Genomic DNA, 21,898 nt, shown 5'->3' with positions numbered 1-21,898 from the left:
CAAAATCAGTTACGCGGAGTTATGCGGATGAATCACAAAGTGGCCTTCAGTTTTGCCGATGGCAAAACCCTGTTTTTCCCGGTAGGGGCGAATGAAATCCTGCTGGACGCAGCGCTGCGCAATGGCATCAAGATCCCGCTGGATTGCCGCGAAGGCGTGTGCGGCACGTGTCAGGGCCGTTGCGAGTCCGGCGAATACACCCAGGATTATGTCGACGACGAAGCCCTTTCAGCGCTCGACCTGCAACAGCGCAAAATGCTCAGTTGCCAGACCCGGGTCCACTCCGACGCGGCGTTTTATTTCGATTTTGATTCGAGCCTGTGCAATGCACCGGGGCCAGTACAGGTGCGCGGCACGGTGAGCGAGGTGCAGCAGGTGTCGGCCAGTACGGCGATCCTGCACGTGCAGTTGGAACAGGCGCTGGATTTTCTGCCCGGCCAATACGCGCGCATTTCGGTGCCCGGTACCGACAGTTGGCGTTCCTATTCCTTCGCCAATCGGCCGGGCAATCAGCTGCAATTTCTGGTGCGCCTGCTGCCCGACGGGGTGATGAGCAATTACCTGCGCGAGCGCTGCCAGGTCGGCGATGACGTGCTGATGGAGGCGCCGCTGGGTGCGTTTTACCTGCGGCACGTGACCAGGCCGCTGGTGCTGGTGGCAGGCGGTACCGGCTTGTCGGCGTTGCTGGGCATGCTTGATGAGCTGGTCGCCAACGGGTGCGATCACCCCGTGCACCTGTACTACGGCGTACGCGGGGCCGAAGATTTGTGCGAAGCAGAGCGCATCAACACCTACGCGTCGACCCTGCCGAATTTCCGCTACACCCAAGTGCTGAGTGCGCCGGCTCCCGAGTGGCCGGGCAAACGCGGCTACCTCACCGAGCATTTTGATTTGGCCCAATTGCGCGACAGATCGGCGGATATGTACCTGTGCGGCCCCCCGCCAATGGTCGAATCCATCCAGCAATGGCTGGAGGATCAGGCACTTGATGGCGTTCAGCTGTATTACGAAAAGTTTACGCAGAGTAATATCTGACCCCTCAGCAGTTCTGAGGGGCTGATGCGGCGTGCACTCAACCCTGAGAAAAACAAGTAGAAGGGAATGTTATGGCGGATGACATGGTTAACCCGGTGGGCCTCAAGCGTGGCCTGAAAAACCGGCACATTCAGTTGATCGCCTTGGGAGGGGCAATCGGCACAGGGCTGTTCCTCGGTTCGGCCGGGGTGCTCAAGTCGGCGGGCCCGTCGATGATCCTCGGCTACGCGATTGCCGGTTTTATCGCGTTCCTGATCATGCGCCAGCTCGGCGAGATGATCGTCGAAGAGCCGGTGGCCGGCTCATTCAGCCACTTTGCGCACAAATACTGGAGTGGCTACACCGGCTTCCTCGCCGGCTGGAACTACTGGGTACTTTACGTGCTGGTGGGCATGGCCGAGCTGACGGCGGTGGGCAAATACATTCAGTTCTGGTGGCCGGAAATCCCGACATGGGTCAGCGCGCTGGTGTTCTTTGTCGCGGTGAACCTGATCAACACCCTGAACGTGAAGTTCTTCGGCGAGACCGAATTCTGGTTTGCGATCATCAAGGTCGTGGCGATTGTCGGCATGATCGTGCTCGGCTGCTACCTGCTGTTCAGCGGCGCCGGCGGCCCGCAAGCGAGCGTCAGCAACCTGTGGAGCCACGGCGGTTTCTTCCCGAATGGCGGCACGGGGCTGTTGATGTCCATGGCCTTCATCATGTTTTCATTTGGTGGCCTGGAACTGGTCGGCATCACTGCCGCCGAGGCCAGCGAGCCGCGCAAGGTTATCCCCAAAGCCATCAACCAGGTGGTGTACCGGATCCTGATTTTCTACGTCGGCGCCCTCACCGTTTTGCTGTCGCTGTACCCATGGGATCAACTGCTGCAAACCCTCGGCGCGTCGGGCGATGCCTACAGCAGCAGCCCGTTTGTACAGATCTTCTCGCTGATCGGTAACGACACCGCCGCGCACATCCTCAACTTCGTGGTGCTGACCGCGGCGTTGTCGGTGTACAACAGCGGCGTGTACTGCAACAGCCGCATGCTGTTCGGCCTGGCAGAACAAGGCGACGCGCCAAAAGCGCTGATGAAGCTGAACAAACAAGGCGTGCCATTGCGGGCCCTGGGGGTTTCGGCGCTGGTGACGTTGCTGTGCGTGGTGGTCAACTACGTGGCGCCGAAAAGCGCCCTGGAGCTGTTGTTCGCGCTGGTGGTTGCCACGCTGATGATCAACTGGGCGCTGATCAGCATCACCCACATCAAGTTCCGCAAGGCCATGGTCGAGCAAGGCGTGACGCCATCGTTCAAGACGTTCTGGTTTCCGTTCACCAACTACCTGTGCCTGGCGTTCATGGTGGTGATTGTGAGCGTGATGCTGGCGATCCCGGGCATTCGCGAGTCGGTGTACGCGATGCCGGTTTGGGTGGGGGTTATCTATGTGGCCTATCGGCTGCGCGCTCGCAAGAGTAACGCGGTGGCGCACGCACAGTGATACCCGTGGGAGCCGGGCTTGCCCGCGATGCAGGCGACTCGGTTTTCCAGTGAGACCGAGGTGAAACTATCGCAGGCAAGCCAGCTCCCACAGTTGGATGTATTCCAAAATGAAAAGCCCCGGTTATCCGGGGCTTTTTGTTTAGAGCGTTGAGCGCACTCGCCACAGCTCGGGGAACAGTACGGTGTCGAGCATCTTGCGCAAATACCCCACGCCTTCAGTGCCACCGGTGCCGGGCTGGAAGCCGATAATCCGCTCCACCGTGGTCACATGGCGGAAGCGCCACTGACGGAACGAATCTTCCAGGTCGATAAACTTCTCGGCCAACTGATACAAATCCCAATAACGGCTCGGATCGCGATACACCTCGCGCCACGCCGCCTCCACGGACTCATCGTGAACGGTGGCCGCCGCCGGGTCGCGTTCGGCACGTGTGGGGTTAATCACCAAGCCCGCTTTGGCCATCAAATTGATCGCCTCGTCATACAGCGACGGCGTGGCAATCGCCACTTTCAACTCGTTCAACAACTCCGGCCGATGGGCGTGCGGCCGCAGCAGTGCCGCGCTTTTGTTACCGAGGATAAATTCGATCTCGCGGTACTGGAACGACTGGAACCCCGACGACTGCCCCAGGAACGGGCGAATCGCCTTGTATTCCGACGGCGTCATGGTCGCCAGCACCGCCCAGGCATGCACCAGCTGATCGAAAATCCGCGACACCCGCGCCAGCATTTTGAACGCCGGCGGCAACTCGCCAAGGCGCAGGTGTTCGCGGGCGGCCTTGAGTTCGTGGAGCATCAGTTTCATCCACAACTCAGAGGTCTGGTGCTGAATGATAAAGAGCATTTCGTTGTGGTTCGGCGACAGCGGGTGCTGGGCGCTGAGCACTTTGCCCAGGTCCAGGTAGTCGCCGTAGCTCATGGACTCGGAAAAATTCAGTTCGGCGTTATGCCATTCTTCGGGCGGCTGATAGTCAGCAGAGAAAGGACATTGGCTCATCGCGTGGGCTCCTTGAGTGGGCGCAGGATTGCGCGGACCGGGCTGGCATCGAGGTGGGCAAACCGCAGCGGCAGCGCGATCAGTTCATAGTCGCCCTCGGGCACATCATCGAGCACGATGCCTTCGAGAATCGCCATGCCATGGCGCGCCACGGCGTTGTGGGAATCCATGGTCTTGGACTGTTGCGGGTCCAGCGACGGCGTGTCGATACCGATCAGACGCACGCCCAGGCTGGCGAGCAGCTCAATGGTTTGCGGGGCGATGGCGGTGAAGTTCGAATCCCATTCGGTCAGTGGCGCTTGTGCATAAGTGCGCAACAGCACGCGCTCCGGCAAGTTATCCACACGCCCTTGCAACTGATGGGGTTGCACCAGCGCGCCACTGCCCAGGCAATGCAGCACCCGGCACGGGCCCATGTACACGTCCAGCGACACCTCGCCAATCGGCGCGCCGTCCGCGCTGTAATGCAGCGGCGCATCCACATGGGCGCCGGTGTGCGGCGAGAAGGTGACGCGCCCCACGTTCACCGGGCACTCAGGGCCAAACTGCCACACGCGCTCTTCCTGGAACGGCGTATCGCCCGGCCAGGTCGGGGTCGCCGTGCTCAAGGGCGGGCTGATGTCCCACCACGTTTTTATTGGGTTCATGTCAAGGCTCTCACTCGTTCTGAAGTGAATGATACGAGGGCGGGTTGCGAATTTTCTTGCGAATTCTGGCGCTGGACTGGAAATCTTTCGCACATACTGCGAGGAATTGATGGATTGACGCACACATCTGTCGTCCCACGCATAAGGTGGGAGCCGGGCTTGCCCGCGATGACGGCGGCACAGATTGCATCTCCATTGCCCGATACACCGCTATCGCGGGCAAGCCCGCTCCCACAGGGACGGCAAGATCGCACTCGCCTGCGCTTCTGGGCATCCCGATGTCGAGTTCAGACCACTGACACAACGCCTCAGGCCGTAGGGTTCACCTTTCCCTTTCCTGCCTCGGAGCCATCATGACCCAGCCCATCACCGTACTGCGCGACACCCACCCCTTGCCGGTACTGGATGCCTGCAAATGGGAAAAACTCGAAGGCGACCCGCACACCGTCAACCTCAACGCCTACACCAGCGAAGACGGCAGCAAGATCATGGGCACCTGGATCTGCACACCCGGCAAGTGGTACGTGGACTACGTGAAGTGGGAATACTGTCACTTCCAGGAAGGCTACTGCATCATCACCCCTGAAGGCATGGAGCCGATTCACTTGCGGGCTGGGGATATCTTTGTGGTGGAACCGGGGATGAAAGGCACGTGGGAAGTGGTCGAGACGGTGCGTAAGTATTTTGTGTTTGCTTGATTAACCTCTACATCGAGCCGCTTTCCTGTGGCGAGCGGGCTTGCCCCGCGTTGGGCTGCGCAGCAGCCCCAATGAAAACGCCGCAATCTTTCAGGAAGAATGCGGCGTCTGGTTTTAGGGCTGCTGCGCAGCCCAACGCGGGGCAAGCCCGCTCGCCACAACAAGCCTGCTCGCCACAGTAAGCGCGCCCTACTCGGGTTTGCGATAGCTGTTGATAATCGCCGAGAAGTCTTTACCGCCTTCCCCGCGCTGGCTCATCGATTGATACAGCTGCTGGGCCACAGCGCCCAAAATCACCGGCTGTTTCACCTGACGTGCTGCCTCGGTGGCCAGGCCCAAATCCTTGAGCATCAAGTCGGCACCAAACCCGCCGGTGTAACCCCGGGACGACGGCGCGGTTTCGATCACGCCGGGCCAGGGGTTGTAGGTGTCCGAACTCCAGCAGCGCCCGGTGGAGCTGTTGATAATGCCGGCCAGCACCTGCGTGTCGATGCCCAGCGCGTCACCCAGGGCCATGGCTTCGCTGACGCCGACCATGCTGATGCCCAGCAACAGGTTGTTGCAGATCTTGGCGATCTGCCCGGTGCCGACGTCGCCGCAATGCACGATGTTGCGGCCCATCTGCGCCAGCACCGGTTGCAGCGTCGCGAACAGCTCCGGGGTAGCGCCGACCATGAAGGTCAATGTGCCCGCCTGCGCGCCGCCGGTGCCGCCGGAGACCGGGGCATCAGCCACGGTCACACCTTGTTTCGCCGCCGCAGCCGCGACGTCGCGGATGGTTTGCGGGTCGATGGTGCTGCAATCCACCGCCGGCACGCCTTGGCCGATGCCGGCCAGCACACCGTCTTCATTGAGCCACACGCTGCGCACATGGGGGGCGGCGGGCAGCATGGTGATCACCAGCTCTGCGCCGCTGGCCGCATCACGCGGCGAGTCGCTGATGCTGCCGCCCAGCTCGGCGAGTTCCTTGAGTACCGCCTGGTTCAGGTCGAACAGGTTCAGCGCGTGGCCGGCCTTGATCAGGTTGCGGGCCATGGGCGCGCCCATGTTGCCCAAGCCGATAAATGCAATCTTCATGGTCGTCTCCCGAAATCAGCGCAGGTTGATGGTGGTGTTCACACCATCGTTGACCGTGTCGTCGTCGAACCAGCGGCTGGTGACGGTTTTGGTCTGGGTGTAGAACTGCACCACTTGCTTGCCGTACGGGCCGAGGTCGCCGAGTTTGGAACCGCGCGAACCGGTGAAACTGAAGAACGGCACAGGCACCGGAATAGGGATGTTGATGCCGACCTGGCCCACGTCGATTTCGCTCTGGAACTTGCGCGCCGCCGCGCCGCTTTGGGTGAACAGGCCGGTGCCGTTGCCGAACGGGTTGGCGTTGACCAGTGCGATGGCCTCGTCCAGCGTATCGACTTCCAGCACCACCAGCACCGGGCCGAATATTTCCTGGGTGTAGATTTGCATGTCGGTGGTCACGCCCGAGAACAACGTCGGGCCAACGAAGTTGCCTTGCTCGAAGCCCGGCACCTTGATGTCGCGGCCGTCCAGTTCCAGCGTGGCGCCTTCCTTCACGCCGCTTTCGATCAGCTCCAGAATCCGCGCCTTGGCGCGCTTGGAAATCACCGGGCCGACATCCGTGCCGGCTTCGCTGCCCGCGTTGACCTTGAGTTTTTGCGCCAGCGCCTTGAGGTCCGGCAGCCATTGCTTGGCCGCGCCCACCAGCACCACCACCGAGGTGGCCATGCAACGCTGGCCCGCCGCACCGAAACCGGCGCCGACCAAGGCATTGAGGGTGTGTTCGCGGTTGGCGTCCGGTAGCACCACGGCGTGGTTCTTGGCGCCCATCATCGACTGCACGCGCTTGCCGTGTTTGCCGGCCAAGTCATACACATGAGTGCCGACGGCGGTCGACCCGACGAAGGACACGGCTTTGATGTCTTTGTGGGTGCACAGCGCATCCACCACATCCTTGCCGCCGTGCACCACGTTGAGCACGCCAGCCGGCACACCGGCTTCCAGCGCCAGCTCTACCAGCAGCACGGTCGACAGCGGGTCTTGCTCGGACGGTTTGAGCACGAAGGTGTTGCCGCAGGCGATGGCCATCGGGAACATCCACAGCGGAATCATCGCCGGGAAGTTGAACGGAGTAATGCCCGCGCACACGCCGATCGGCTGGCGCAGGGTGTAGGTGTCGACGCCACCGGCAACGTTTTCAGCGAATTCGCCCATCTGCAGGGTGCCGATGGAACACGCGTGTTCGACCACTTCCAGGCCACGGAAAATATCGCCTTCGGCATCGGCAATCGTCTTACCCTGTTCGGCGCTGAGGACTACGGCAATACGCTTGGAATGTTCGCGAATCAGGGCTTGCAGCTTGAGCATGATGCGCATGCGTGCGCCGATGGGCGTCAGCTTCCAGGTCTGGAAGGCGCGATGGGCGGCGTCAATGGCGGCGTTGACTTCATCGGCGGTGGCGAACGGGACTTTGGCCAACACCTCTTGGGTGGCCGGGTTGACGATGTCTTGCCAGTGGGTGGTCTCTGACTCGACCCATTCACCATTGATCAGCAACTTGACCTGTTGCACGGAAATATCGGCAGAAGCGTTCATGTGGTCTCCAATCTTGTAGTTATGCAGAGACAAGGCGCGGGAATCGCCTTGGAAATGAGGCGTTCGGACTGTTTTTCGAGTATAGATGTGCAAATCTCTAATAAGAACGCACATAAAAGCCGGTCCAATATGCAAAAAAACATCACGTCGTTAGGCTCCCTGAACTGGGATGACCTGAAGTTTTTCCTCGAAGTGGCCCGCACCCGCAAAGCCAGCGTGGCCGCCAAGCGCCTGGCGGTGGACTACACCACCGTGTCGCGGCGCATCAGTTCACTGGAAGTGTCCCTCGGCACGTTGTTGTTCGAAAAATCCCGGACCAACGGCTTTGTGCTCACCCCCGAAGGCCAGCGTTTGCTGGGGTATGCGGAGTCCATCGAAAGCACCTTGCACATGGCCTGCGAGCAGGTCTCCGGCTCCGGCGTGGCGCTGTCCGGGCATGTGCGCATGGGCTGCACCGAGGGGTTTGGCAGTTTTTTTGTTACGCCGCAGTTGAGCCATTTCGTCGACACCTACCCGGCCATCTCGGTCGACATCCTGCCCCTGCCGCACTTCATCAGCCTGTCCAAACGCGAAGCCGACATCGTCATCGCCCTGGAACGCCCGGAACACGGGCCGTACGTGTGCTGCAAATTGTGCGACTACACATTGCAGCTGTACGCGACCCAGGCGTATCTGGACCAACACCCGCCCATTCAGCGCCCGGCGGATTTGGCTGAGCATCCGTTTATCAGCTATGTGGATGACCTGGCGTTCAGTTCGGAGCTGTTGTATTTGGCGAATGTGGTGCCCGGCGCCAGCGCGAGTTTGCGCAGTACCAGCGTGATCGCGCAGTACGTGGCGGCGCAGCAAGGGCGGTCGATGGCGATATTGCCGTGCTTTCTGGCGGCGCAGGACCCGCGGTTATTGCCGGTGTTGAGGGAGCAGATTTCGATTACACGGCAGTTCTGGATGTATTGCCGCGAGGATCTGAGGAAGTTGAAGCGGATTACGTTGCTGTGGGACTACATCCGGGAAGTGACGGAGCAGAATCAGGGGTTGTTGATGGGGGAAACGCGGGAGATGCGGTTTGCGGTTTAAAGGGCCATCAACGACGATTCGCTTTAAATTGCAGGACGTTTCCTAGAGACTCTCCAAGCTATTGCGCCTTAGGGTTCGAGTCACTAGCCTCCGTGTCTCGCTGACATCAGCGAACGGGTTTAGCGACCCGAACCCGGACACAGCCACCAACGGCAAGCGTTTCTGCTCGCCGCTATCGTGTTATGGCGGCTGTGCGTGGGAGACCTTCGGGTCTGCCGGGTCCTGGGTCCGGTTCGCTAACCTGCGTACAGCTGCCACCCTTTCATGTTTAGCGACATGAATGGGTGGTTCCTAAAACTCCCAGGTATAGATCATGACTAAAATCGTCCCCGATCCACCCCTTTCCTCCATCACCACCCTCGGCGTCGTCACCTTCGGTGATTACGGCGAAAACGAAAAACCCCTGTTCCGCATCAATCCCGGCATGCCGATTGAACAAGCCCTGGAACACGCCTCCACCCTGCTCTTCTACTCCAAAAAACTCGCCATGGAAGCCGCCATGGATGTGCGCGGCGAACACTACGCATGGGCCGCGCATTACCTGTGCGAGATGGGCAAAGCCGTGGTCGATGACCTGACGCAGGCGATGACGCCAGACCGTTAAGCGAACACCGTTCAACTTTGAGAGCGGGCTTGCTCGCGAAGGCGGTGTGTCAGGCAATAAATCCTTGCCTGGATGACCGCCATCGCGGGCAAGCCCGGCTCCCACAGTTGAGCTGCGCCGGGCACAAAATTCAGGCCTTGCATAAATAAGTGTGGGAGCGGGCTTGCGAGCGGTGGGTCAGGCAATAGATTCTTGGCTGAATAACCGTATTCGCGAGCAAGCCCGCTCCCACAGTCGAGCTGCGCCGAGCACAAAATTCAGGCCTCGCACAAATAAGTGTGGGAGCAGGCAAGCCAGCTCCCACATTTGATTGCATTGCAAAATTGGGTTTGGGTGAAGCGCTTAGTCGGCGATGACTACGATCGACACGCGCCGGTTCTCGGTACGCCCGGCCGCGGTGGTGTTGGGCGCTACCGGTTCGCTGCTGCCCAGGCCACGCAGTTGGATGTTCTCTTCCTTCATCCCTACACCCGTCAGCACCTTGCCTACGCTTTTCGCGCGGCGCAGGGACAGTTGCTGGTTGTAGGTTTCTTTACCCGACGCATCGGTATGGCCGTCCACACGCACGCGCTGGATGCCTACGCTGACCAGGGCCTTGCCGATGCGCTCGACGATCTCGGTGCTGGGGGCGTTGAGGGTTTCCACATCACTGCCGAACAGCACTTTGCCGGACAGGCCGAAAGCCCAACCTTCATCCGTCAGTTCAAACCCTTGCTGCTTGAGGACGGCCACTTGCGCCGGGGTCAGGCCTTTGGGCGGCGCCGTCTGGCAACCGCCGAGTGCCAGGCAGGCCACCAACAAGGTGATAAACAGCATGCGCGCAGTAGAGAACAAGGGATCAACTCCTGTGATGAATTGTGGCGGCAGTGGGTTCCGATTCCGCCGTTTGCTGGCCGCCCTGAGAAGAGCGTTTGGCTTGATACATCGCCGCATCGGCGGCATTGAGCAACGTGCCGGGGGTGGCGCCATGTTCAGGGTAGATGGCGATGCCGATACTCAGAGAGGTCAACACCTGAGTGTTGCCTGGCAACTGGATCGGCACGTCCATGCTGGCAATGATTTTGTCGGCGATGCGCTGGGCATCCTCGGGCTTGTGCAGGGGCGTTAACAGGATCGCGAACTCATCGCCGCCCAGGCGCGCCACCAGGTCATCGTCGCGCAGTTGCGCACGCACGCGCTCGGCGACGGCCACCAGCACGGCATCGCCGGCGGCATGGCCGAAGTTGTCATTGATGTCTTTAAAGCGGTCGCTGTCGAGAAACAGCACCGCGACGCGTCCGTTGACCTTGGCGGCGCTGCGCAGGGCGCGGATCAACCGGCCTTCGAAGAACGCGCGGTTGGGCAGGCCGGTCAGGCTGTCGTGGCTGGCCTGGTGCGCGAGGGTTTCGTTTTCGCTTTGCAGGTGGCTTTGCCAGGCTTCCATCTCGCCGAGCAGGGCGTTGAAGTCGCTGCCGAGGCTGTCGAGTTCGGCGATCTGCGCCGGTGGTACGCGCTGGTCGAAGTCTCGCTCGCTGCGGGCGGCGTGGGCCACGGCGGCGAGGCGTTGCAGCGGGCCCGTAATGCCGCGCAATAGACGGCGCGCCAAGTGCAAGGCGACCCAGGCACTGAGGGCGGTGCAGATGAGAATCCCGGCCAGGCCGCTGAGCAGAAACCGCAGCAAACTGCCGCCGTGGCCGACGATGTGGATGCTGCCGATGGTTTGCCCCTGATGCAAAATCGGCTGGCTGATGGGCTGTTCAAGCAGGGTACGCGCCAGCTCCAACTCGACCCGCGACAGCATTCCGGTGTCTGGCCGTTCCCAGTGCGCCAGCAACTTGCCACTGGCGTCGAAGACGTCGGCCTGGGCCACTTCTTCGGTGGAGGCAATCAAACTGAGGGCCTCGGTGGCCGCCGCGCTGTCGTTGAACACCACCGCCGCTTCCACGGTGTAGTTGATAGAGCGCGCGATCAAATGCAGGTTGTGTTCGGCATATACGCGCAGCGCCAGCACGCCGAGCAGGGTCAGCGACACACTGGCCAGAATTACGGCCACCAGTGCCAGAATCAAATGCCCGCGACCAATGACCGAGCGCAGGGTCGGCCGTGCCTTTTCGATACTCATGGTGCTGGCGCTCGACGACGGGACAACTGCAGCACGCTGGGGTGAATGCGTACGCCGCTGCGGGCGACGGAGTCCAGGTTGACCTCGAACGACACTTGCTCATCCGCCACGCGCAGGCAGAACAGGCTGCCGACGGTGCATTGGTCGCCGCCTTCGCTGATGCTCAACACCGGGTGGCCGATCAACGAAGCAAACAGGCGGCTGCGCTCATCATCGGAGAGTTTGCCGATGTACACGGCGTCACAGGTACTGACGATATCGGGGTTGTCGGCCAGCAAACGCCGCACCACCACCGGACGGCCAGTGGCTTGGGTTGTACCTTTGACCAGGTCGTCGGTGTATTGAGTCGGCCCGACGATACACAGCCGCAGCTGCGCGGGTTCCACCGGCCAACGGGCGTAACTGAGGATACCGAGCACCACTTGCGTCACCGACTGCGCGCGGTGATCTGCCAGGCTGGGCGGCTGGGCAAATGCCCCCGGCGCGAGCAGGCACAGCACCGCCACCAGTAACAGGCGTCTCCAGCTCAAACTGCGCTTTGTGGGCGAGACAGCCACGTTCATGCAGCGATACTCTCAGGTGGTGTTTCAGGGGGATGCCGCAACGATAGCACAGCGGCGGAAAACCCCGCGAAGCCGGGACTTCGTGGGTACCGCCATTTTTTCAGAAAAATCAGACAACTGAATCAGAAATATCTGATAACCGATCAGTCGGTTTCACCCGGTGCGGCGTCCAGTTCCAGCATCAAGCCACTCAAGCGCTTGACCTTGCGCCGTACGGCCTCCTCAAACACACCGCCGCGAGGTTCGATCAGGCTGAACCAGCGTTTGGCCCGAGTGATACCGGTGTAAATCAGCTCTTTGGTCAGCACCGGGTTGAGGGCGTCTGGCAGGATCAGCGCGGTGTGGGTAAATTCCGAGCCCTGGGATTTGTGCACGGTCATGGCGTACACGGTTTCCACATCATTCAGACGGCTGGGCAATACAAAACGCACGCCGCCCTGGCCGTCGTTACGCGGGAACGCCACGCGCAGCACCTGAGGGCCGCCGTCGCTTTCGGGCAGTTTAAGGGCGATACCAATGTCGCCGTTCATCAGGCCCAGGCCGTAATCGTTGCGGGTCATCAGCACCGGGCGACCTTCGTACCATTGGTCGTCGCCTTCGATCAGCTTCACTTTGCGCAAGGCAGCGGTAATACGCGCGTTCAGCCCTTCCACGCCCCACGGGCCTTTGCGCACGGCGCAGAGCAGTTGAAAGGCATCGAAGGCTTGCAGCAATTGTTGCGCCCAGTGGGTCCAGGCCGGGTCTTCACGCGGGGTGTCGAGCGCCGGGCGCGCGCTTTGCAGCAGGTTCAGGTAAAAGCGATAACCCTGGGCGCCGCCGCCCTGCCCGTCCAGCACCAGGCGCTCCAGGGCATGATCATGCTCGCCTTTGAGGCTGACGCAGAACAAGTCGTCGTGGCTGCGCGCGGCCAGCAGTTTGCGCGCGGCTTCGGCGTTTTGCTGGTTGACCCAACGCGCCAGTTGACCGATGCCGCTGCCTTCGCCGAAACGCCGCGAGTAGCGCAGCATGACCACTTGCTGGGCCAGTGGGCGGCTGCCGTCGAGGTCTTCCTGCAAGCCGCTGGCGCTGAGGTTTTCGCCGCTGACGGCTTGCAGCCATTGGCGCGTGGCCGGGTTGTACCAGCCGGCTTCGGCGTCGCGGCACAAGTCGCCGAGTACGGCGCCGGCCTCGACCGACGCGAGTTGGTCCTTGTCGCCCAGCAGCACTAAACGCGCATGGGGCGGCAAGGCGTCCAGCAGGTTGGCCATCATTTCGAGGTCGATCATCGAGGCTTCGTCGACCACCAGCACGTCCAGCGGCAACGGGTTGCCGAGGTGATGACGGAAGTGCCGTGTGCCCGGGCGGCTGCCGAGCAGGCGGTGAACGGTGGTGACTTGTGTCGGGATTTTTTCCCGCACGCTGTCGGGCACGGTCAGCGACTGCACTTGCTGGCTGATCGATTCAGTCAGGCGTGCGGCGGCTTTGCCCGTCGGTGCCGCCAGGCGGATGCGCAACGGGCTGCCGGCTTCCACGGCGGGTGCCTGCAGCAACGCGAGCAAGCGCACCACGGTGGTGGTTTTGCCGGTGCCGGGGCCGCCGGTGACAATGCTGAACGCGCCACGAGTCGCCAGGGCGCAGGCCAGCTTTTGCCAGTCGATGACGCCATCGGGCGGTGGCTGGTCGAACAGGTTGTTCAAGCGCTGCGGCAAATCGGCGGCGACGTTTTCCTGAGTGGCCAAACGCAGGCGCAACGCCGTGTCGATACGCCGTTCGTAGGTCCAGTAGCGGCGCAGGTACAAGCGTTTGCCCGACAGCACGAGTGGGCGGCTTTGGGCTGACTCACTGCCATCGACGGCCAGCGCGACCAAGTGACTGGCGGCCAGCGCATGGCACCAGTGCGCGCCGTCGAGGCCGTCGAGCAATTGCGACGGCAGCAGCATGGCGCCGGTTTGCAGGTCGCCTTCGGGCGGCAATGACAAGGCGAAATCGGGTGCCTTGAGGGTTTCGAACAGGTCGAGGCACACGTGGCCGTGACCGAGTTGGTGGCTGGTCAACGCCGCGGCGAGCAATACCAACGGGTCGGCTTGCGGGTCGAGCTCATGCAGGAAGCCAACAAAGGCTTTGTCCAGGGCGCGCAGCCAACCGCGATCCACCCAACGTTCCAGCAGTTGCAGCAGGTCGGCGGCGCGGCTGAGGGGCATCAGCGCCTCGAGCGGTAATGGCGACAGGCTCATAACAACACTCCTTGTTCCCAGGCGGGCTCAACCTTGGGCGGGATGGGCTTGCCCTGGAACAGCAAGTCCAGGCCTTCGATCAGTTCCCGTGGTGGCCGGGTGAAATACGCGCCTTTGCTCACAGACTCGGTGCCCCGCAGGAACAGGTACAGCGCGCCGCCGACGTGGCGGTCGTAGTCATAGTGCGGCAGGCGCGCCTTCAACTGGCGGTGCAGGGCCAGCAGGTAAAGGACGTATTGCAGGTCGTACCGATGCTCAAGGATCGACTGTTCCATGGCGTCCCAGGTGTAGGCCGAATCGTCGGGGCCGAGCCAGTTGGATTTGTAGTCGGCCACGTAATAGCGCCCGTCGTGTTCGAAGGTGAGGTCGATAAAACCCTTGAACATGCCGTTGAGCAGCACCGGTTCGGCGGCGACACGGGATACGCCGTTGTGGGTGTGCTGGCACACCAGCTTGTCGAGGGCGAGCACGTCGACTTTATGGCTGGCGAACCAGAATTCCATTTCGATTTGATACTGCTGCAGGCTGATCAGGGTGACGTGATCGTTGTCCACAGGCAGCGGGGTCTGCAACACGTGACCGAGCCAACCGCTGAGGGTGACAATCCAGCCTTCCCAATTGCGGCGGTTACAGCGCGCGCCGACAGCCTTTTCGATCGCCTCCGGGGTCACGTTAAAACCCTCTTCGCCCGCCCATTCGAGCAGGCCGTGGAGGAAGGTGCCGGGATTCGGGCCGCGTGGGAAACGGTGAATGTCGCCGCCGGACGCCGCCACTTCGCGCGGTGCGTCGGGGTCCAGCCGCTCGTCGTCGAACAGCTTCTGGGCTTGTGGGCTTTCTGGCGCTTCAAGGGTGGCGGCGCTCATGCTGTCGCCGATTCTCAACGCGCTGTAGGACGCGATCCACCAGTTTTCGGCGGCCTTGCGCTTGGGCAATAACGGCGCGAGCAAGGCGGCGGTGTTGCGTGGCGGGTGGAACAGGATGTCCTGGGCGTCGGGCACTTGGGCGTAGTGGATTGCCGCGCAGCCTTCCTGCACGTCCAGCAGCCAGCGCGCCAGGCCGGCGGATTCACCCAGCGATGCACCGGCACCAAGCAAGTAGCCCAGGGCTGACAGGTGCAACACCGAACTGTTGCTGTTGCCGCGCTTGAGGTCGGCAATGCCGAGCCAGCACGCGTGTTTGGCGCGGGTCAGGGCCACGTAGAACAAACGCAGGTCTTCGGCCAGGCGCTCGTCGTCCGCCTGCGCGATCAACTCGGCGGTCGGGCGCAGGCTGACTTGGGATTTGCCGTTTTCATCGTGGTAGTGAAGCGGTAAACGACTGCCGTCGACCGGCTTGGCCGAGCAGATGAACGGCAGGAACACCAGGTCGTACTCCAGGCCTTTGGATTTGTGAATAGTCACGACCTTGACCAGTTGCTCATCACTTTCCAGGCGCAGGATCTGTTCTTCACCGGCCTGACCGGACAGCGCGAGGTGTTCGGCCAAGTGGCGGATAAGCGCCTGTTCGCCGTCGAGCTCCGACGCGGCTTGTTGCAATAATTCGCTGAGGTGCAACAGGTTGGTCAGTACCCGCTCGCCATCGCTGCGGGCGATCAGGGTTTGCGGCAATTTGAAATCGTGAAGCAAGCGCCGCAGCATCGGCAGCACGCCTTGGGTGCGCCAGATCGCACGGTAGCCACGGAACTGCATGACGCGGGTTTCCCACGCCAGTTCGTCCTGGTTCAGACGCTCCAGTTCCGGCAGCGACAGGTTCAGGGTGACGCAGGCCAAGGCGGCGCGCAGCGGGCGCTCGACGTCGGGCTCGGCGCAGGCCTTTAGCCAGGCGAGCAGGTCGTGGGCTTCCTGAGCGGCGAATACCGAGTCCTTGTCGGACAGATAAACGCTGCGCACACCACGGGCGGCCAGCTCGGCGCGCACGGCTTGGGCTTCCTTGCCGTCGCGCACAAGGATGGCGATGTCTGACGGGAGCACGCCTTTAAAGCTGCCGTCCGGCTGTAGGAAACCTGCCGTGCCCTGCTGGCCGCCATTGAGCAATTCAACAATCTGCGTGGCACAGGCGGCGGCCAGTTGCTGGCGATACAGCACATTTGAAACCGGCTGATCCGTGGGCAGATGCCAGAGGTTCAGCGCCGGGAGTGTGTCGCCGTTGACCTGCAACTTCTCCTTACGACCCTGGGACAATACCGAGTGAAACGGCACCGGGTTGTCGCCATTCGGCTCGCGGAACAAAAACGCACCTCGGCCTTTTTCCGCACGCTGGAACACATGGTTCACCGCCTCAACCATCGCGTGGCTGGAGCGGAAGTTGGTGCCCAGGGTGTGATGGCGGCCGGTGGTGGACTGGCGGGCGCGCAAGTAGGTGTAGATGTCGGCGCCACGGAAAGCGTAGATCGCCTGCTTGGGGTCGCCGATCAGGAACAGGCCACTGTCGAGGTGGTTTTCTTCGATGCGGTAGATGCTGTCGAAGATGCTGTATTGCACCGGGTCGGTGTCCTGGAATTCGTCGATCAGGGCCACCGGGAACTGCTCGCGAATCACACTCGCCAGGCGCTCGCCGCCGTCCGATTGCAGGGCAGCATTGAGGCGGATCAGCATGTCGTCGAAGCCCATTTCGGCGCGGCGGCGTTTTTCTTCTTCGAAGCGTTTACCCACCCAGCCGGCGGCGTGTTGCAGCACGGCGGCGTCGGGCGTTGGCAAGGCGTCGAGGCTGGCCTTGAGCCCGGCCATGGCGTAGATGCCGGGGTGACGTGGCGGTTCGCCCTTCCAGGCTTCGGCCATGCCATCCGGCGTGAGGCGGGTGAAACCGGTGCCGATGTCGAGTTGTTCGAGGCTTTCGTCTGCGGCCCAGGCGCTGATTTTTTCGAACCAGGGTTCGAAGTAGCGGGCCTGCATTTTGCGGCCGTCGACAGCTTTGGCGGCCACGGCTTGCAGGCAGATATCGCGCAATTCTGCGGCCCATTGTTGCCACGGGGCTTTGAGGGTTGTCAGCGCTTCGCGGCGCTCTTGCAGGCAAGCCGTGATCAGCTCGGCAGGCTCGCGGGTTTCATCGGTTGGCCGTTCGCTGCCGAACAGTGCGCGCACCCGTGGCATCAACGCAGCCGGGCCGCCCCAATTGTTGCGCACCCAGTTGAGCGCGTCGTCGTGCATGGGGTAGCAGAACAAGCGCCAGTAGTCGCGCAGCACTTCGCCGAGCAGGTCGCTGTGGTCGGTTTCCAGGGTTTGGGTGAACAGGCTGCCGCTGTCGAACGCGTGTTCGCGCAGCATGCGCTGGCACCAACTGTGGATGGTCGAAACGGCGGCTTCGTCCATCCATTGCGCAGCGATGTCGAGGCGATTGGCGCAGGCCGGCCAATACTCGGCGGCGTATTCGTCACGCAGGTCGGCGATGAGGGCGTCGGGCTGTTCGATCTCGTCGCGGAAGAACCGCGCAGCCTCGGCGAGGCGGATGCGGATACGTTCGCGCAGCTCTTTGGTGGCGGCGTCGGTGAAGGTCACCACCAGAATTTGTGGCGGCAGAAGTTCGCGGTCAAAGCCGGACTCATCGCCACCATGGCCGAGCACCAGGCGCAGGTACAGGGCGGAAATGGTGAAGGTTTTGCCGGTGCCGGCGCTGGCTTCGATCAGTTGGCTGCCTTTCAGCGGGAAGGCCAGGGCCAAGGGTTTGCTAGTCATGCGCTGGCCTCCTCGCCGGTGAGTGATCGCCAGGGGGCGTTGACCAGCGGGCGATACAGGGTTTCGGCCCAGCCTTCGAATTCTTCGCTGGCGATGAGCGCGGCGAAGTCCGGAAACTGGCGGGTGAGCGCCGGGGTTTCGCGGCGCTCGCCGTCGGTGGTTATGCCATCGCCTTCGTAGGCTTTGCCCGCGGCAGCCATTGCTTTGGCGGGGTCGGTTTGGCCGAGCCAGGCGAAGGCGGTCTTGACGGCCACGGGCAGCGGTTTGCGCATGCCGGTGTGCCAGGCCAATAGCAGGTTGCCGAGGATTTCCCGGGCTGCGCAGTTATCCAGCGGGGGCAGTAACAAGGTGTCGTCGCTGGCGACTAAACCGGTGCTCAGCGGCAGGCCGCACGCGCAGGCAACGACGTGATTAACCCATGGCCGAATCAGCCGATGCCATTTGCGCGTTTTGATTGAGCCGATGCTGTTGGGGATGGTGGTGACGCTTAACAATCCGCCATCACTGCGCCGATGCAAGCCGCTGATCCAGCCTTCCAACTGAATGCCTTCATGCTCAAAACTGATCGGCTCAGCTCCCGGATGCGGGGTTGGCCAGAGGGCCAGTAAGTGTTGATAACGTTGCAGCAGGTCGGGCAGCGGTTCGATCAGTTCGTTGCGCAGGCATTCACCGAAACCGACCATGGGCAGCAGGCCACTGCCTTGCAAGCGCAGGGCCTGGGCGTTAAGGGCCTGGTCGATGTGATCGGGCTGGGTCAGTGCGGCGTTAAGCAGGCTGTCACTGAGGCTGTAGCGTTGCAGCGCGTCGAGGACGAAGGGTTCCTCATCGGCCAACGGCACTTCGGCGGCTTCAAAAAATACTTTCAGACGCTGGCTGAAGAAGTGTTTGACCGGGTTACGCAGGAAATCCTGCAACTGGCCCAGGGTCAGGGGTTCTTCCTGTTGGTGTTGCGCCAGTTCGTCTTCGTTGGCGATTCTGGCTGACGCTTCGTGCAACAACTGCCATTCGCGGGCGTAGCTGAACAGTGAGTCGCCCTCATGAAAATAGCGTGCACTGAACGGTTGGAGTGGGTGTTCCTGGGTCATCGCTTCCAGCAGCGGTTTTTCTGCGTTCGCGTTGTGCCAGCCGCTGGCGAGGTGGTCGCGCAGTTGGCCGATGAGCACTGAGGCCGGGCGGTCACTGTTGTCGCGGATGCTGCGACCGACCCAGCTGATATAGAGCTGGTCGCGGGCGGACAGCAGGGCTTCGAGCAGCAGGTAGCGGTCATCTTCACGGCGTGAACGGTCGCCGGGGCGGTAGTCGCTGCCCATCAGGTCGAAGTCCAGCGGCGGTTGCGCGCGCGGGTAATCGCCGTCGTTCATGCCAAGCAGGCAGACGAGCTTGAACGGGATGGCGCGCATCGGCATTAAAGTACAGAAATTGACAGCACCGGCGAGGAAGCGTTGGGACAGGCGCCCTTGGTCCAGGCCGGCGAGCCAGGCCTCGCGGACTACGGTGAGCGGTAACTCGTCCTGCAGACCGACGGACTCGCAGGTTTCCAGCCAGGTTTCCCTGAGTTGTTCGAGTTGGCTCAACAGGTAGTCGTCATGCTCGCTGGAGGGCAGGAAGAACAGTTGCATCAGGCGTTGCAGGCGCTCGCCCCACTGCTGTGGTGTTGCAGGTTGTGACAAGGCCTGATGGGCGTCGTTGAGCGCGTCGAGCAAGGCGACCAGAGGGCCGATCAGAGCCGCGTCGAGGCCGCCGATTTCGTCGTAGGGCTCGATGCCGTCGCACGCGATACCGGTGCCGACGGCATAACCCAGCAACATGCGGCGCAGGCCAAATCGCCAGCTGTTTTGCTCGAGTTCTGTTGGCAGACCGAGGCCCGCACGTTGCTCGGCGTTGAGCCCCCAACGAATGCCGGCGCCTTCGATCCAGCGGTGCAGCGTAGGCAGGTCGCGTTCCTTGATGGCGAAACGTTCGCGCAAGGCGGGGACGTCGAGCAGGTCGAGGATTTCGCTGACAGGGAACCGGCTGTCCGGGAGTTTCAGCAAGTGTTCGACGGCGATCAGCAGCGGGTCGCGGCCGCGCTGGCCTTGGTCGGTCAGGGTGAACGGGATGAAACGCGGGTCATGTCGATCAAGCTGGCCGAACACGGCGCGAATGTGCGGCGCGTAGCTGTCGACGTCGGGGACCATGACGATGATGTCGCGCGGGCGCAGCGTGGGGTCGGCGCTGAAACGCTGGAGCAATTGGTCGTGGAGGATTTCCACTTCGCGTTGGGCGCTGTGGGCGATGTGGAAGCGGATCGAGGTGTCGCTCTCAAGGTCGACGGCGGGCCACAGGTCGCGGGTTTCGTTGAGTGGGCGCAGTTCGAGAATGTCGTCCTGGAGCTGGTTGAGCAGCGTGGTGGGCTCGCTGTCGCTGAACAGGTCGATGCGGCCATCACGGAAGGCGGCGCGGTAACTGTTTGGGTCATCGTAGCTGTCCAACAGGCTGATGTAGTCTCGGCCCTGTTTGCCCCAGGCGGCCAACAGCGGGTGGGCGTGTTGGTGCAGGGTTTGCGGGTCGATGGTGACCGGCATGCCGGCCTTACGTGCCTGGCGTTTGTATTCGTTACGCAGCAGGTCTTTGTCGGCGACGATGTCGGACCAGTGGTGGCGGCAAGGGTTATGCACGCAGAGCAGGACCTGGCTGAAACGTGCGAGGCCGGCGAGTGCTTCCAGTGCTTGCGCGGGCAGCGAGGAAATACCGAAAACGATCACTCGGGACGGTAGGCCTTGGGGCGCTTGTTCAAGGGCGTTGATGCGTTCGATGAACCGCTGGTGTACGCCGGCGCGGCTTTCGGCCATGCCCTCTTCACCCACATCCAACAGCAATGCGCGCCACAATTCGGCTTGCCAGCAGTTAGCGGGATTCAAGGGTTTGGATTCGCCTCGGCCGTTGCGCAGTTGGTGGCGGCCAGCGGCCCAGTCTTCCAGCCAGTCGGCACGGTAGACCTGGTATTGGTCAAACAGGTCGGCCAGACGCTCGGCGAGTTGGTAGCGTTTGCGCAGGTCGGTGTCGTGCGTAAGGAAGCGCTGTAGTGGTTCGAAGTGCGGTTGATCGATGAGTTCAGGGAGCAGGCGCATGAGGCGCCAGGTCAGTGGGGCTTTATCTAGCAGGGACTTGGGCGGGATTTCATCCTTGCCCAGAACCATGCGGTAGAGCTGCCACATGAAACTGCCGGGCAGTTGCACGTCGATTGCCGCTGCGATACCGCAGCCGCCCATGTCGTCATCTTCCGGGTCTTCGGCCAAGGCCAGTTTTAGCCATTGGGCGATACCGTTGCTTTGTACCAAGGCGATTTCGTTTTCCAGCGGCGCCAGTGGATAGCGACGCATCCAACTGACCACCAGGCTGCGCAGTTCGTCCAGACGGTTGCCGTGAACCACCATGAATCCAGCGCTGAGGGACGTCGCATCCGGCATAACGGCTTCCTTGGGAAAAGCAAAATCGAGGCATGGACTTTAGCATTGAAGGCGACCGCAAGCTGCAAGCGAGGCGGGCCGGATTAAGCGCTGGTGACAGGAATGTTTTCGACCGCCCAAAACAAAACCCCTGTTTGCGTTAGCAAACAGGGGTTCTGGAATTTAATCTTGACGATGACCTACTCTCACATGGGGAAACCCCACACTACCATCGGCGATGCATCGTTTCACTACTGAGTTCGGGATGGGATCAGGTGGTTCCAATGCTCTATGGTCGTCAAGAAATTCGGGTACTGAGTCGTGGCCAGTTGGCCTCGCTTCAGCAAATTGGGTATGTGATAGCTTTCGGTGTTTTTCGTGAGATCGAACTTTCGGTTCTATCGTCTTCACACACCGCAATCTGATGCTCTTTCGAGTTCTCAAATTGCTTGGGTGTTATATGGTCAAGCCTCACGGGCAATTAGTATTGGTTAGCTCAACGCCTCACAGCGCTTACACACCCAACCTATCAACGTCGTAGTCTTCGACGGCCCTTCAGGGAACTCAAGGTTCCAGTGAGATCTCATCTTGAGGCTAGTTTCCCGCTTAGATGCTTTCAGCGGTTATCTATTCCGAACATAGCTACCCGGCAATGCCACTGGCGTGACAACCGGAACACCAGAGGTTCGTCCACTCCGGTCCTCTCGTACTAGGAGCAGCCCCTCTCAAATCTCAAACGTCCACGGCAGATAGGGACCGAACTGTCTCACGACGTTC

General features: G+C 61.6%; 15 protein-coding genes and 2 rRNA genes. 5 read left to right on the top strand and 12 right to left on the bottom strand.

The annotated features are described in order from the left end of the window. The first annotated feature begins 27 nt into the window (after positions 1–27). Together antC and ACP7A2_RS06675 are read left to right on the top strand one after the other, a co-directional pair. Complete coding sequence (gene antC, locus ACP7A2_RS06680) at positions 28–1,035, top strand: anthranilate 1,2-dioxygenase electron transfer component AntC (protein ID WP_426133577.1); 1,008 nt, start codon at positions 28–30, stop codon at positions 1,033–1,035. Between the two features lie 71 nt (positions 1,036–1,106). Then, on the top strand, positions 1,107–2,510 hold the full coding sequence (locus tag ACP7A2_RS06675) for an amino acid permease (RefSeq protein ID WP_426133576.1): 1,404 nt from the start codon (positions 1,107–1,109) through the stop codon (positions 2,508–2,510). Between the two features lie 141 nt (positions 2,511–2,651). Here ACP7A2_RS06675 and kynA read toward each other — a convergent pair whose 3' ends face one another. Beyond that, positions 2,652–3,509: a tryptophan 2,3-dioxygenase gene (gene kynA / locus ACP7A2_RS06670; RefSeq protein WP_426133575.1), complete on the bottom strand. Its 858-nt coding sequence runs from the start codon at positions 3,507–3,509 to the stop codon at positions 2,652–2,654. Beyond that, complete coding sequence (kynB, locus tag ACP7A2_RS06665; RefSeq protein WP_375070011.1) at positions 3,506–4,156, bottom strand: arylformamidase; 651 nt, start codon at positions 4,154–4,156, stop codon at positions 3,506–3,508. The genes kynA and kynB overlap by 4 nt, the downstream gene beginning before the upstream one ends. Before the next feature lie 353 nt (positions 4,157–4,509). On the opposite strand from kynB, the gene ACP7A2_RS06660 reads away from it, so the two are divergent. Continuing rightward, positions 4,510–4,854, top strand: a complete 345-nt coding sequence (locus tag ACP7A2_RS06660) for a cupin domain-containing protein (RefSeq protein ID WP_375070009.1) — start codon at positions 4,510–4,512, stop codon at positions 4,852–4,854. Between the two features lie 189 nt (positions 4,855–5,043). Here ACP7A2_RS06660 and mmsB read toward each other — a convergent pair whose 3' ends face one another. Together mmsB and ACP7A2_RS06650 are read right to left on the bottom strand one after the other, a co-directional pair. After that, entirely contained in the window at positions 5,044–5,931 is an 888-nt protein-coding gene (gene mmsB, locus ACP7A2_RS06655; protein WP_426133574.1) for a 3-hydroxyisobutyrate dehydrogenase, read from the bottom strand. A 15-nt stretch (positions 5,932–5,946) separates the two neighbouring features. Next, complete coding sequence (locus ACP7A2_RS06650; RefSeq protein WP_426133573.1) at positions 5,947–7,464, bottom strand: CoA-acylating methylmalonate-semialdehyde dehydrogenase; 1,518 nt, start codon at positions 7,462–7,464, stop codon at positions 5,947–5,949. Between the two features lie 129 nt (positions 7,465–7,593). Here ACP7A2_RS06650 and ACP7A2_RS06645 point away from each other — a divergent pair, with 129 nt between their 5' ends. Both ACP7A2_RS06645 and ACP7A2_RS06640 read left to right on the top strand, forming a co-directional pair. Further along, positions 7,594–8,541 carry a LysR family transcriptional regulator gene (locus ACP7A2_RS06645; RefSeq protein WP_426133572.1) on the top strand — a complete coding sequence of 316 codons (948 nt, stop codon included), beginning with the start codon at positions 7,594–7,596 and terminating at the stop codon, positions 8,539–8,541. A gap of 313 nt (positions 8,542–8,854) precedes the next feature. Further along, positions 8,855–9,145, top strand: coding sequence for a DUF3077 domain-containing protein (locus tag ACP7A2_RS06640; protein ID WP_426133571.1), 291 nt, complete (start codon positions 8,855–8,857; stop codon positions 9,143–9,145). A gap of 342 nt (positions 9,146–9,487) precedes the next feature. Here ACP7A2_RS06640 and ACP7A2_RS06635 read toward each other — a convergent pair whose 3' ends face one another. From ACP7A2_RS06635 to ACP7A2_RS06600, 8 genes are all read right to left on the bottom strand, one after another. Then, positions 9,488–9,979 carry an OmpA family protein gene (locus ACP7A2_RS06635; protein WP_426133570.1) on the bottom strand — a complete coding sequence of 164 codons (492 nt, stop codon included), beginning with the start codon at positions 9,977–9,979 and terminating at the stop codon, positions 9,488–9,490. 4 nt (positions 9,980–9,983) lie between these two features. Then, positions 9,984–11,246 (bottom strand): diguanylate cyclase domain-containing protein, encoded by a 1,263-nt coding sequence (locus ACP7A2_RS06630; RefSeq protein WP_426133569.1) that lies wholly within the window; start codon positions 11,244–11,246, stop codon positions 9,984–9,986. Next, a complete protein-coding gene (locus ACP7A2_RS06625) occupies positions 11,243–11,809 on the bottom strand; it encodes a YfiR family protein (protein WP_426133568.1) in 567 nt (188 codons plus the stop codon). The genes ACP7A2_RS06630 and ACP7A2_RS06625 overlap by 4 nt, the downstream gene beginning before the upstream one ends. Before the next feature lie 143 nt (positions 11,810–11,952). After that, positions 11,953–14,022: an exodeoxyribonuclease V subunit alpha gene (recD, locus tag ACP7A2_RS06620; RefSeq protein ID WP_426133567.1), complete on the bottom strand. Its 2,070-nt coding sequence runs from the start codon at positions 14,020–14,022 to the stop codon at positions 11,953–11,955. Further along, complete coding sequence (gene recB / locus ACP7A2_RS06615; protein ID WP_426133566.1) at positions 14,019–17,693, bottom strand: exodeoxyribonuclease V subunit beta; 3,675 nt, start codon at positions 17,691–17,693, stop codon at positions 14,019–14,021. The genes recD and recB overlap by 4 nt, the downstream gene beginning before the upstream one ends. Next, on the bottom strand, positions 17,690–21,142 hold the full coding sequence (gene recC / locus ACP7A2_RS06610; RefSeq protein ID WP_426133565.1) for an exodeoxyribonuclease V subunit gamma: 3,453 nt from the start codon (positions 21,140–21,142) through the stop codon (positions 17,690–17,692). The genes recB and recC overlap by 4 nt, the downstream gene beginning before the upstream one ends. 166 nt (positions 21,143–21,308) lie before the next feature. Beyond that, a 5S ribosomal RNA gene (gene rrf, locus ACP7A2_RS06605) occupies positions 21,309–21,424 on the bottom strand. A gap of 157 nt (positions 21,425–21,581) precedes the next feature. Then, positions 21,582–21,898 (bottom strand): 23S ribosomal RNA (locus ACP7A2_RS06600); the annotation flags it as partial.

This window comes from Pseudomonas sp. PWP3-1b2 (genome assembly GCF_049896045.1).
In the GTDB taxonomy this organism is placed as follows: Bacteria; Pseudomonadota; Gammaproteobacteria; order Pseudomonadales; family Pseudomonadaceae; genus Aquipseudomonas; species Aquipseudomonas antarctica_B.
This window is presented reverse-complemented; position numbering and strand designations above follow the sequence as displayed.

What these genes read in the sequence shown, in the direction of transcription:
- ACP7A2_RS06625 (WP_426133568.1), bottom strand. Translation starts at nt 11,809, where the DNA reads ATGAACGTGGCTGTCTCGCCCACAAAGCGCAGTTTGAGCTGGAGACGC.
- ACP7A2_RS06650 (WP_426133573.1), bottom strand. Translation starts at nt 7,464, where the DNA reads ATGAACGCTTCTGCCGATATTTCCGTGCAACAGGTCAAGTTGCTGATC.
- recB (WP_426133566.1), bottom strand. Translation starts at nt 17,693, where the DNA reads ATGACTAGCAAACCCTTGGCCCTGGCCTTCCCGCTGAAAGGCAGCCAA.
- ACP7A2_RS06640 (WP_426133571.1), top strand. Translation starts at nt 8,855, where the DNA reads ATGACTAAAATCGTCCCCGATCCACCCCTTTCCTCCATCACCACCCTC.
- ACP7A2_RS06675 (WP_426133576.1), top strand. Translation starts at nt 1,107, where the DNA reads ATGGCGGATGACATGGTTAACCCGGTGGGCCTCAAGCGTGGCCTGAAA.
- mmsB (WP_426133574.1), bottom strand. Translation starts at nt 5,931, where the DNA reads ATGAAGATTGCATTTATCGGCTTGGGCAACATGGGCGCGCCCATGGCC.
- antC (WP_426133577.1), top strand. Translation starts at nt 28, where the DNA reads ATGAATCACAAAGTGGCCTTCAGTTTTGCCGATGGCAAAACCCTGTTT.
- ACP7A2_RS06630 (WP_426133569.1), bottom strand. Translation starts at nt 11,246, where the DNA reads ATGAGTATCGAAAAGGCACGGCCGACCCTGCGCTCGGTCATTGGTCGC.
- kynB (WP_375070011.1), bottom strand. Translation starts at nt 4,156, where the DNA reads ATGAACCCAATAAAAACGTGGTGGGACATCAGCCCGCCCTTGAGCACG.
- kynA (WP_426133575.1), bottom strand. Translation starts at nt 3,509, where the DNA reads ATGAGCCAATGTCCTTTCTCTGCTGACTATCAGCCGCCCGAAGAATGG.
- ACP7A2_RS06660 (WP_375070009.1), top strand. Translation starts at nt 4,510, where the DNA reads ATGACCCAGCCCATCACCGTACTGCGCGACACCCACCCCTTGCCGGTA.
- recD (WP_426133567.1), bottom strand. Translation starts at nt 14,022, where the DNA reads ATGAGCCTGTCGCCATTACCGCTCGAGGCGCTGATGCCCCTCAGCCGC.
- ACP7A2_RS06645 (WP_426133572.1), top strand. Translation starts at nt 7,594, where the DNA reads ATGCAAAAAAACATCACGTCGTTAGGCTCCCTGAACTGGGATGACCTG.
- recC (WP_426133565.1), bottom strand. Translation starts at nt 21,142, where the DNA reads ATGCCGGATGCGACGTCCCTCAGCGCTGGATTCATGGTGGTTCACGGC.